The organism is Methylotenera sp. (assembly GCF_029946165.1).
Classification (GTDB): Bacteria; Pseudomonadota; Gammaproteobacteria; order Burkholderiales; family Methylophilaceae; genus Methylotenera.
Genome location: NZ_JAQSDZ010000018.1, coordinates 45,663 through 57,542, shown reverse-complemented (window position 1 = coordinate 57,542; position 11,880 = coordinate 45,663). Strand labels below are relative to the sequence as shown.

At 41.7% G+C, this 11,880-nt stretch carries 9 protein-coding genes; 6 read left to right on the top strand and 3 right to left on the bottom strand.

The features are described 5' to 3' along the window. The first annotated feature begins 166 nt into the window (after positions 1-166). Positions 167-748, top strand: a complete 582-nt coding sequence (locus PSV17_RS09840; protein ID WP_300482093.1) for an FxDxF family PEP-CTERM protein — start codon at positions 167-169, stop codon at positions 746-748. Between the two features lie 291 nt (positions 749-1,039). Here PSV17_RS09840 and PSV17_RS09835 read toward each other — a convergent pair whose 3' ends face one another. From PSV17_RS09835 to PSV17_RS09825, 3 genes are all read right to left on the bottom strand, one after another. Continuing rightward, complete coding sequence (locus PSV17_RS09835) at positions 1,040-4,513, bottom strand: EAL domain-containing protein (RefSeq protein WP_300482091.1); 3,474 nt, start codon at positions 4,511-4,513, stop codon at positions 1,040-1,042. A 351-nt stretch (positions 4,514-4,864) separates the two neighbouring features. Next, the gene (locus PSV17_RS09830) at positions 4,865-7,489 is read right to left on the bottom strand and encodes a methyl-accepting chemotaxis protein (RefSeq protein ID WP_300482089.1); all 2,625 of its coding nucleotides are present in this window, start codon (positions 7,487-7,489) and stop codon (positions 4,865-4,867) included. 155 nt (positions 7,490-7,644) lie between these two features. Continuing rightward, entirely contained in the window at positions 7,645-8,526 is an 882-nt protein-coding gene (locus PSV17_RS09825; protein ID WP_300482088.1) for a LysR family transcriptional regulator, read from the bottom strand. A 144-nt stretch (positions 8,527-8,670) separates the two neighbouring features. Between PSV17_RS09825 and PSV17_RS09820 the strand changes: the two genes are divergently transcribed. From PSV17_RS09820 to rimI, 5 genes are all read left to right on the top strand, one after another. Next, positions 8,671-9,237, top strand: coding sequence for a YceI family protein (locus PSV17_RS09820; RefSeq protein WP_300482086.1), 567 nt, complete (start codon positions 8,671-8,673; stop codon positions 9,235-9,237). A gap of 38 nt (positions 9,238-9,275) precedes the next feature. Then, positions 9,276-10,148 (top strand): pirin family protein, encoded by an 873-nt coding sequence (locus PSV17_RS09815; RefSeq protein ID WP_300482084.1) that lies wholly within the window; start codon positions 9,276-9,278, stop codon positions 10,146-10,148. A gap of 167 nt (positions 10,149-10,315) precedes the next feature. After that, positions 10,316-10,726: an alternative ribosome rescue aminoacyl-tRNA hydrolase ArfB gene (gene arfB, locus PSV17_RS09810; protein WP_300482063.1), complete on the top strand. Its 411-nt coding sequence runs from the start codon at positions 10,316-10,318 to the stop codon at positions 10,724-10,726. A 6-nt stretch (positions 10,727-10,732) separates the two neighbouring features. Further along, on the top strand, positions 10,733-11,422 hold the full coding sequence (gene tsaB / locus PSV17_RS09805; RefSeq protein WP_300482060.1) for a tRNA (adenosine(37)-N6)-threonylcarbamoyltransferase complex dimerization subunit type 1 TsaB: 690 nt from the start codon (positions 10,733-10,735) through the stop codon (positions 11,420-11,422). Then, complete coding sequence (gene rimI / locus PSV17_RS09800; RefSeq protein WP_300482058.1) at positions 11,419-11,880, top strand: ribosomal protein S18-alanine N-acetyltransferase; 462 nt, start codon at positions 11,419-11,421, stop codon at positions 11,878-11,880. Before tsaB ends, rimI begins: the two co-directional genes overlap by 4 nt.

The following is an 11,880-nucleotide window of genomic DNA, read 5'->3' as shown; positions in this document are numbered from 1 at the left end:
TCACTACCTCATATTCAACTGCCAATGGCTCTTGCGCAACTTTCATTTTTTAGTTAGTCCATTCGGACTAATGCCAAAGTCCATTTGGACTATTGTCGAAGTCTATAGCAAAGATAATACTCTTATAACGGTTAACGCCGACTCAATTACCCCAAGGAGATTAATCATGCTAAACAAGTTAAAAGCTTTGCTATTGACCCTCACCGTGCTTGCTGCCGCGCCTGCAATGGCAACCACAGAAGACTACGGGACACTTCTATCTGGCAGTTATCAGCCAAGTGAAACATTTGCCAGCCTGTCAGTAACAGGTGGTGGTAGTGTTTACGATTTCACGCTAACTGCCTTTGACCTTAACAGTATTTTCACAACGGGTGCTTTCATTGGAGCGATTGCTGTTAATACGGATCCTGGCTTAACGCCAGTAATTTCTAACGTTGTTGGTGACGCTCCTGTAAGTGTTTCTCCAGGTGGTGGCCCTACTGGTCAATGGGAATTCCGCTTTGACTTAACTGGCCCCCAGCAAGCACGTTTAACAGCTAATGAAACAGTATCATTCACTGCAACATTTGCTAGTCCAGTAGCCTTTGTTGGTGATGAATTCGCATTGCATGTGCAAGGTTTGACAGAAGCACAAGGCGGTAGTGCATGGTATGTTTCATCTCCTGTACCAGAACCAGAATCATATGCAATGATGCTTGCAGGTCTTGGTTTAATGGGTTTTGTAGCTCGCAGACGCAAAAACTCATAATATAGTTTAACAAGCAATATACTTGAGAGGCCCTGAATGTTCAGGGCCTTTTTCATTTGCAAAATCCACTTGAGGCGGTATTATGACCAGACCTACAAAAATTAAACATTGAGTCCTTAAATATGAAAAAAACTATCGCCTTATTACTAACTCTGAGCTTTTTAGTCAGTGCTTGTGTCATTGTTGAAGAGGGACATTGCCCACCAGGACAGGCTAAAAAAGGCAGATGCTAACAGTTATTTGCTGTTAACCAAGTATTAACCTAGCTGAGATTTTCAAGCATATAAAGTCTTAGCTTTTGGTTAACAGTTTTTCAAACTCGTCTGGAGGAACTGGCCGAGAGAATAAATACCCTTGTGCATAATCACAATTAGCTGCAATCAGCAAGTCTCGCTGCTCGGTAGTTTCAACGCCTTCTGCAATCACTTTGATGCCAAGTTTATGTGCCATTACGATGATGGCCTCACAAAGCGCCATGTCTGACGAAGTAGGGGATAAGTTACGGGTAAATGATTGGTCTATTTTAAGATAATCAATATCAAACTTTTTGAGATAAGAAAGTGATGAATAACCAGTCCCAAAGTCATCAAGAGCAACTTGAACGCCTGCATCACGAAAAGCAAGCAACTTGTCAGAGATAATGTCGCTCGCATCCATTAGCATGCCTTCTGTAATCTCTACAACGATACTTTGACCTGATAAGCCTAACGCTTTAAGTTGATTTGGCCATGAAGCATACTTAGAGCTGTCATTACGAAATTGCACGGGAGATTTATTGATGCTGATTTGAAAATCAGGATGATATTTTGCGCGCCATAGACCTGTCTGCTTTACAGCTTCTTGAAACACCCACTCACCAATACTATTGATCAGGCCAGACTCTTCAGCAATAGGGATGAACTCAGCGGGACTAATTTGTCCGCGTATTGGATGTTGCCAGCGAATTAATGCTTCAGCTTTATGAATAGAATTGTTAGCAAGTTCTATAATTGGCTGGTAAAAAAGTATTAGCTGACCAGCTTCTTCTGCATCACGTAATTCATTAGTTAACCGCATACGGTTATGGGCAGATATCTGCATGGCTTGTGTGAAGTAATGATAACGATTACGCCCCATTTGTTTAGCTGCGTACATGGCTTGGTCTGCACTAATTAATAGCGCTTCATTGGAGGTGGCATCATCTGGATAAAGCGCAATACCAACACTGGCTGAGATATAAGCGATTTCGTCGCCAAGATGAAAGACTTCTGCCATTTTGTTTAAAACATCTTGAACCACTCGCCCCACAATGCTGAGATCATTTAACTGACCCAGAATAATGGTGAATTCGTCTCCGCCAAGTCGTGATAATGTGTCGGTTTCGCGTATGCACTGACTTAATCGCGTTGATGCTTCCTTAAGCATTGCGTCGCCAACATCATGGCCAAAGTTGTCATTAATCTCTTTGAATCGGTCTAAGTCTATAAACAGTAGTGCTAGTTGTAGATTATTTCGATTGGTTTTCTTGATTTCCTGATTAAGGCGGTCATGGAACATCTGACGGTTAGGTAGACCCGTTAAGAAGTCGAAATTAGCTTGTTTCCAAATAAGCTGTTCTGCTTCTGTTTTTTGCGTAATATCTGTAAACATGGCAATGTGCCTTTGTATAACAGCATCTTCGTTATACACCGTATTAATCGTCATCCTCTTTGGGTAGATTTCATTATTTTTTCGCTTATCCCAAATATCACCTTGCCAATGACCTTTGGTATTAATTTCATGCCACATATTCTTAAAAAATGTTGCATCATGACGACCAGAACTCAACATACTTGGATTTCTGCCAATGACATCATCAGGACTGTAACCAGTAATTTTTGTGAAAGCTGGGTTGATGGCAATGATTGCGTTATCGGCATCGGTAATCAGAATGCCCTCGCTACTGGTGTCGTAAACTGAAGCGGCAATTCTTAGAGACTCTTCCCCAGCCTTACGTTGCATTTCTCTATCGAAGTTATCAATCGCAAAAGAAATATCTTTCGACATGTCTGCTAGTAAAGAAATAGCCTCTAAATCAAATGCATTTGCTGATTCATGGCAAACAGTCAGCACGGCAAATTTTTTGCCATTACGTTGTATAGGGAATGCTGCTGCTGAAGCCCAGCCAATAGCGATGGCATTATTGACCCATGGCGCAGTCATTGGATGGTTCATGAAGTCATTGATAATGACTGGTCTGTTTTCTCTCAGCGCTGTGCCAGTTGTGCTTCTGCCTTCAAGAACGTCTGCTCTGGAGGATACCTTTATATTATCTAGGTGTCTTTTAGTGTCGCCATAGCTTGCTACAGGCAAAATAATTTCACCTGTACTATCCAACTGCCCAACCCACGCTATTTTCATGCCACCAAATTCAACAGCACATCTGCACACGAGTGGAAATAGCTCAGATTGCTGTTCCATGCGCACAATGGCCAGATTGATTTCACTGATTGCCTTATACAACTTGGAAAGGCGTTTAATTCTGTCGTCAGCTTGTTTGCGTTCGGTAATGTCGGTAATGAAACCATGCCAAAGGATGCTGCCATCTTGCATTTTTTCAGGTTGTGACTCGCCGCGCCTCCATCGCACGCCTTGTTCTGGTAACACTACACGAAACTCACATTGCCATAACTGTAAAGTACGAGCGGACTCTTTAATGGAGCTTAAAACGTACTCATAATCTTCGTTATGAATGATTGAGAATGCGCCTTTAGCATCCACTTTAGCTTGTTGAGGTGAAATACCAAACATCTCTTGCATGGCTTCATTCGCAAAAGGGAAGTTAGAACTGCCATCCGGATTCAATTTGAATTGATAAATTACCCCTGGTACGTGTTGGGATATTTTATTGAAAAGCGTATTTCTTTGTAATAACAATGATTCTGTAGATTTGACCCTGTCAATCACTAGTGCAATTAATATCCCAACAATCGTTAATGCTAACATGTACAACCAAAAGTTAAGCAGGCCAATAGGCGCTTGGTTATTTATCACACCGTCTACGTTCAAAACCATTGCAAATAGCATTTGTATTGCGGTCATGACCAATAATAGTAATGTGCCGTGACGGCCAAAGCGCACTGCAGCCCATGTCACAAATAGGAATAGCCAGTAGCCTCTAGCGGTAACGCCAAAAATATCTTGAAACCAACCAAAAAAAATGATCTGACCAGCAAGCAGAGAAAGTCCAAAGCAAATAATAGCCTCTGTGATGCGTTCACGCTTTACCCAGTCGTACGGTAAGTGTCGCCAGACTAAAATTAGCGGTGTTACAAGTAATATGCCTAAAAAATCGCCTTGCCACCAATTTAAAAAATTATGCCAAGCTGCAGATTTTGTAACTATTCCATTGAGTACTAACGTACCAACCCCGATTGTTGCGCTAACCACAGAACCCAATGCACCCACTGCTGAAAGCCATAAAAAATCTTGTGGCTGCTGGAGCGTGGGTTTGAATCGTGAAATTTTTGACAATACCCAGACACAGCTGAGTGCTTCTAATGAATTACCAAAAGCAATCACCGTGGAGATGCCAATTGAACTGCCTTGCAGGATGTTGCCCGTGAGCGCCCCAATGAAAATGCTAGGCCAGTATTTTTTCTTGCCGATTATGAGGGCCGCCAGAGCTAAGCCGCTAGATGGCCATACCATCGAGACCACGCCATTGGTCGAGAAAAATTCCAGTGCTATTCTAGCGAGTAGCGCATAGGTTAAGGAAATACCAATTAGTATGGGTATATCAGACAAATGATAATATTTATTAATCTTATAACTTTGCACCACTATTTTTACTCAATTTACATTAATAATTCATCATAATAAAAAGCTGTATAGCGGTTTTTTATCTTTTGTCATCGGTGTTGAGAATGGCATCAGAGTTAACGACTTCTTCGCTAAAGCGGTATAGAAGTAGTCATGCTATATGGTCCATTATGATAGGGTAGTGTCGATTTCAAGTCTCAATAAAGGACTGAAAGGGTTGCTTATTAAGAGCATAGTAATGCAAAATAATTCACGCATTACTTTAAAAGCAATTCTTAAAAGTTTAGCATGCTGAATTATGTTTAGGCATAATTCAGCTATGGAATTTAGTGGGAGTTAAGCAACAGCAAAATAATGTTGCTGATTTAAACTGGCATTAGATTTGGTGCAGTCACTATTATTTGCATTAGTATCTGCATTAGTTCTGATTGAATTTACGGGTTTTCTAGTTAATTTAAAAACACTTACCGCGTCACTCAGGTTCTGTGATTGTTCCGCTAATGACTCTGCCGCGGCTGCGGCCTCTTCAACTAAAGCAGAGTTTTGTTGAGTCATCTCGTCGATTTGGTTGATGGCTTCGTTTACTTGTCTAATCCCAGCACTTTGCTCGGAAGTGGCGAAGGCAATTGCATCTATAATCTCGTTAACCTTTTGTACTGAGTTAACAATCTCTGTCATGGTTTTACCAGCGGCATGCACTTGCGTAGCACCAACGGAGGTCTGATTAACTGAATCATTAATAAGTGACTTTATTTCTTTTGCCGCATCGGCTGATCGTTGCGCTAGATTTCGAACCTCGCCAGCAACAACTGCGAATCCTCGGCCTTGCTCCCCAGCTCGTGCAGCTTCAACCGCTGCATTCAACGCTAGTATATTAGTCTGAAACGCAATGCCGTCAATAACGCTAGTAATATCACCGATTTTTTTAGCGCTTTCATTTAAGTTAGACATCATCAAAATAATCTCATCAAATGACTGGCAACCATGTGTGGCAACGCTTGAAGCTTCATTCGCAAGGAGTGTTGCCTGTTTAGCATTGTCAGAATTTTCATTTACTTTGGAAGTTAACTCCTCAATGTTAACCGTCGTTTCTTCTAAACTAGAGGCTTGTTTTTCCGTTCTTACAGACAAGTCATTATTACCGTTTGATATTTCTTGCGCGGCACTATTAATGGCGTAAACCGCGTCTTTAACTACTAAAATTGGTTCAACAATAATGTCTAAGGTTGTATTCACGCCTTCAATAATTTTACGGAAATCACCACGGTGTCTTTCTATATTGGCGCGTACCTCAATCTCACCTTTTTCTGCCGCCGTTGAAAGCATAATGGCATCTTCGCTCAACATCTGCAGATTTGACCTAACCTGCTCTATTGCTTGATTAATAAAGGCTTTTTTACCAGGAAATTGCTCCAAATGCTGACTAAAATCGCCATCTCCAAAGGCCTCAACTACTTGAATGGCTTTTTTGTTGAGGTCGATATGACCAGCCACCATATTGTTAACGCCTTCGGCCATTTCTTTATAGGCGCCGTTGAATCTGCTCGTATCAATTTTGATATCAATATCACCTAAATCATGCGAATGGCTCATCATATTCATATCGACAATTAAGCTTTGTATATTGTGACGTACACTCTCTATGGTTGATTTTATTTCAGCTTTTTTACCAGGTAAATCTTCAATTTGAACACTGAAATCCCCTTCGCCAAAGGCTCTTACTACCGTCATGGCTTTGTCGCTCACTTCGAGATAACCCTTTACCATGCTGTTTAGACCCAAGGCCATTTCTTTATAAGCGCCATTGAATTTGTCTTCGTCTATAAATACTTCATTGTTACCAACTTCATGTTGCTCACTCATCAAGTTCATATCTACAATAAAGTCTTTAATGTTTGACCTCACTCTTTCAATCGTGACATTGATATAAGCTTGCTCTCCAGGAAATGCAGCCAAGGGCGCATCAAAATTACCTTTTCCAAATGCATCAGCAACCAATACAACTTCTTTAGTTGAGTTGACATGCATTTTTACCATGCGATTAATGCCGCTAGCCATGTCGCCGTAGCTGCCTTTAAATCGTTTATCATCAATCATCACCTCTACATCACCAGATTCGTGATGACTGGTTACCTTATTTAATTCCTGAACGATTTCTTTTAAAGTGTCCTGTAGTGATTTGATTGAATAGGCAACGCTGGTGTTGTCACCTTTACTCAGTGCGATAGGGCTTGCAAGGTTTCCATTAGCGAACTCCTTGGCTAGCTCGGTTAGTTTTCGCGGCTCTAGCCCTAATTGATGCTTTAGTGACTTAAATACGAAGTAGGAGATTAAAAATAATAATCCTAAAGAAATGAGGGCAACGATCATTGAAAACTTCTCTGAAGCATTCTTTTCAAGCGCTGCCTTTGCCATGCCCTCTGTCGCTAATTTTTCGTTGTAAATTATTTCTGATTGAATCGCATCTTGTAAGCTGTCTAAAGCAGGCATGAGTTCATTTTTGAGTACCTGTTCAGCTTCGATGTGATTCTTTTTTTGAGCTAATTCAAAAGCATGCGCTCGAATTTGCTCATAATTAGACAGTTCACTTTTAATTAAGGTCAGTCTGCGTTGCTCATCCTCATTTTGAATGCAACTTTTTCCACCACAGGCATCTTTACTTAATTTATCTATGGATATTTGTAGTTTTTCTTTCGCGTCATCTATCTCAAGCTGTAATTCCATCATGCTGTCCTCATCGGAAGCAATCATATGAACTAGTGATCGCTGTATCACGGCGTTAAGGTTTTTGTTGATTTCAAAAAATTGAATATAGGTTGGCGTTGTTTTTACAACAGATGCGGTAGAAGAATCAAACACACGTTTGATTTGAAGCTTAGAAACTTCACCTAAGACAATCAGCCCAAGCATAGCCACTATGCAGATTAATGACAATTGCTGATAAACAGAAAACTTTTTCATTTAGATTTATTCCTCGAGGGTTATTCAACAGCATTTAAGCGTTGAACATCTTACGGGTTTAAATCTTCATAATTGATAGGCTAATGAAATCTTCACAAAAGGTTCATATTCCAAAATATGCCGTGACCAGTGTCCATCAAAATGGAGAGTGTTTTCTAGGCTACAGAGTTTTTAATAATTTCGGCTAAGCGTCGAATGCCTGGTCCCGCAAAATCTGGATTAGCGATTACTAAATAGAGCGGAACTTCGCGGGAGCCGCCTTCAAGTAGCGGTAGGGGTTTAAGTAAACCAGCTTCAAGTTCTTGCTTAATATGTTCTTCGGGCAGCCATGCGAAGCCATAGCCCATCGATACGGCTTGAATCGAAGTGGCGATTTGGCTGACGGTCCAACGTTGATCGACATCAACAATCGCAGGGCTTTTTCCGCGAGTCTTACTTGAATCTCTTACTACGAGGTGACGATAAGCTCTGAGATCTTTATAGGTAAGCGAATGGCCTAAATGATGAAGAGGATGGTCGGTGTGCGCTACTGCAGTTATTTTAATGCGCATTAGCAGACTGCCTAAAAAGCCAGGAGGTGGCTGCGGAGAAATGGCAATGTCAGCTTCGCCTTTGAGTAAAGCTTCAGCGGTTCCTCCGATGACTGACTCAATAAGCTCTATACGCGTGCACGGGCTTTCTATGCCAAATTTTTGTACGCAGCTTAATAGTAATTGCGGCGGAAAGAGAATCTCAGCCGCAATGTTGATGTTGGCTTCCCAGCCCGCAGATAGGGCATGAGCAGCTTGTTCAAGCTCACTGGCTTCATTGACGAGTGCTAATGCGCGACGATATAGCATTTGGCCTGTGGGGGTCAGCATTGCTTTGCGCCCTTGAATTTCAAATACCTTAACGCCAAGCACTGATTCAATTTTTTGCACCGCATAGGTAACGGCGGACTGGCTTTTAAACATAACTTCCGCAGCTTGGGCGTAACCGCCAGCTTCCACAATGCTTATCAAAGTGCGCCATTGTTCTAAGGTGATATTCGGAGTCATTTAAGAAACCTATCTAATTAATCGATAATTTATAGCAGATTATTATACTTTTATATCTTATTGTTAAAGTATTTAATGGCTTCTAGAAATTAATTTATTCAAGATTATTCATTTTTTAACACTATTCACTTTGGAGTAAACCTTATGAACCGTTTTATTTTATTAGCTATTGCCGCTACCATTTCTACTGCAGCCGTTGCTGCGCCTGAAACCTATGTGATTGACAGCAATCACAGTATGCCGCGATTTTCATATAGCCATTTAGGTTACTCAACGCAGTTAAGCCGTTTTGATAAAGCAACAGGCAAAATCGTGATTGATCGTGCCGCTAAAACTGGCTCTGTTGATGTGACTATTGACACGACCTCCGTGAATACAGGCTTTGCTTTATTTAATGAACATATTCAAGCTGAAGATTTATTTAATACAGCAAAATTTCCAACGGCAACATTTGTGTCTAGCAAAATGAACTTTGAGGGTGATAAGCCAGTTTCAATTGATGGCACGTTGACCATTAAAGGCGTTAGTAAACCACAGACACTTACTCTTACTTCATTTATGTGTATGCCACATCCAATGTTGAAAAAAGATGCCTGTGGTGCAAATGCAACTGTAGTAGTGAAACGTTCGGATTTTAATATGGCGAAACATGTGCCTTACGTGAGTGATGAAGTGACAATTACTCTACCTGTTGAGGCGATTAAGCAATAAATAAGTTTAGTGGTCAGTCGCAAAATGTGGAGTTGAATATGCAATATCAGCAAGGTAAATCAAGGCAATTGCAACGGGTAATTGACTCTATTCCAACGACAGATGGCGGCGGTGTGAAGTTGCGTCGTAGCCTAGGACAATCTGGCTTTACGCGACTAGACCCATTTTTAATGTTAGATGAATTTTCTTCTGAAAATGCGGATGACTACATTGCTGGCTTTCCTGATCACCCGCATCGAGGCTTTGAAACGGTTACTTATATGCTAGATGGTCATATGTTGCATCAAGATCATTTGGGCAATCAAGGCGATCTAAAAAGTGGCGGTGCGCAGTGGATGACGGCGGGCCGTGGCATTATTCACTCAGAAATTCCACAGCAAGAAAGTGGCCGTATGCGCGGCTTTCAACTTTGGATAAATCTGCCAGCCAATGAAAAGATGAAACCAGCAGGTTATTTAGATATTCAGCCTGATGAAATTCCATTAGCCCACTTAGCTAATTCTTGTAGCGTTAAAGTAATTGCTGGCACGGCTGTGCTGGATGGTAATGCCGTTGCTGGCCCAATTCAAGGTTTAACCACTGCGCCATTATTCATAGATGTTCATTTGTCTGCGTATGAAAGTTTTAGCCAGTCAATTCCAGAAGGGCATAATGCGTTTGTGTATCCCTATGAAGGCAAAGTGCTGATTGGTGCAAAGGCTGAGCAGCGCTTACTAGAACCACAATCTGTAGGGGTGCTTTCAGAAGGAGATGTTGTTGAAATCAGCGCATCAGAAACGCCGGTATCCTTCCTACTCTTAGCGGCTAAACCACTATTAGAGCCTATAGTTCAATATGGCCCATTTGTGATGAATACGCGAGAAGAAATCGATCAGGCAATCGCGGATTATCAAAATGGGCAGCTTGTATGATGGGGTGATAACAATAGTTTTTTAGATACGTTTTAGCCCAGCCTTTCCTGACTGGGCTTTTTGATTTTTTAGTAGCCTATATAATAGGCGATATGTATTTTGCTGGGCTACAATAGGATAGGTAAACTTAGCCTTCCAGCAACTCCAAATAGTGTGTAATTTAGCCGATGATTTTAATCCCCGAAACCGAGTATGAGCTTAGCGCAATCCGCGCACAGGGTGCTGGTGGGCAAAACGTGAATAAAGTGTCGAGTGCAATTCACTTGCGCTTTGATATTCAAGCGTCAACACTGAGCGAATGGCTTAAAGAGCGCTTAATGCATTTGAAAGATAACCGCATCACGGCGGAAGGTGTTTTGGTACTAAAAGCGCAACAATATCGCACGCAAGAAGCGAATAAGAAAGATGCTATTGCACGTTTACATGAAATTATTAACGCCGCAAATCAAGTAAAGCCAACCCGTTATGCCACGCGACCAAGTTACGGTTCAAAACAGCGTCGATTAGAAAGTAAAACACAACGCGGGCAAATTAAGCAGATGCGTGGCAAAATAGCGTCTGACAAAAACGAGCATTAACTTAACGTGAATATATTAGCTTTTGATACCTCAACTGAATACTTATCGTTAGCCTTGCTAAAAGGCGACGAAACGTTTCGCTATGATTGCAATGCAGGCCAAACGCATTCGCAAATTATCTTGCCGCAGATACAAACCTTACTGGATTCGGCATACTTGCAATTGAGCGATCTGCAAGGCATTGCTTTTGGCGCAGGTCCAGGTTCATTTACAGGTGTACGTATTGCTGCGGGAGTGGCTCAGGGCTTAGGCTTTGGCGCCAATTTGCCAGTGGTTAGTGTGTGCACACTATTAGCACTGGCCGAGGCGAGCGGCTCAGATAAAGTCATCGCTTGTTTAGATGCGCGCATGGGTGAGGTGTATCACGCAGCATATGAAAAAACCAATGATGCATGGCAATGCATCATTGAGCCGGGCTTATATAAACCTGATGCCGTGCCAGCTATTGAAGGTATAAATTGGGTCGGCGCAGGTAGTGGTTGGCAAACATATGCTGAACAATTAAGTACTGCTTATGCAGCGCAATTACAATCGACGCAACCACAATTGTTGCCAGGAGCTACTGCGATACTCCAACTTGCTTTGTCGAAATTTGCCAAAGGTGAAGCAAAACCAGCAAGCGAAGCCATGCCACTCTATATTCGTAACCGCGTAGCGCTTAAAACCGCAGAACGCGAGCAAGGTTTACGTTTATGAGCGCTGTGCTAAAAACACAATATCAGTTCCGCCTGATGCAAATGGATGATTTAGATGCCATTATGGCGATTGAGCCACAAATTTACCCTTATCCATGGACGCGCGGTAATTTTAGTGATTCATTGACTTCAGGTTATAGCGCTTGGGTATTGATGTTGAACGAGCAGATTATCGGTTATTCACTGATGATGCTGGTGTTGGATGAAGCGCATTTACTTAATTTGAGCGTGGCAAAATCTTATCAAAAACAGGGTTTAGGACGAACGCTGTTAGAGCACATGGTGAGCATTGCCAAAAGCAAACAAATGGCTAATATGTTTTTGGAAGTGCGCCCAAGTAATATTTCTGCCATCGCTTTGTATGAGAATATGGGGTTTAATGAAATGGCCGTTCGTCGCGGATATTATCCTGCTGCAAACGGTCGCGAAGACGCGGTTTTAATGGGCTTGGTACTTTAA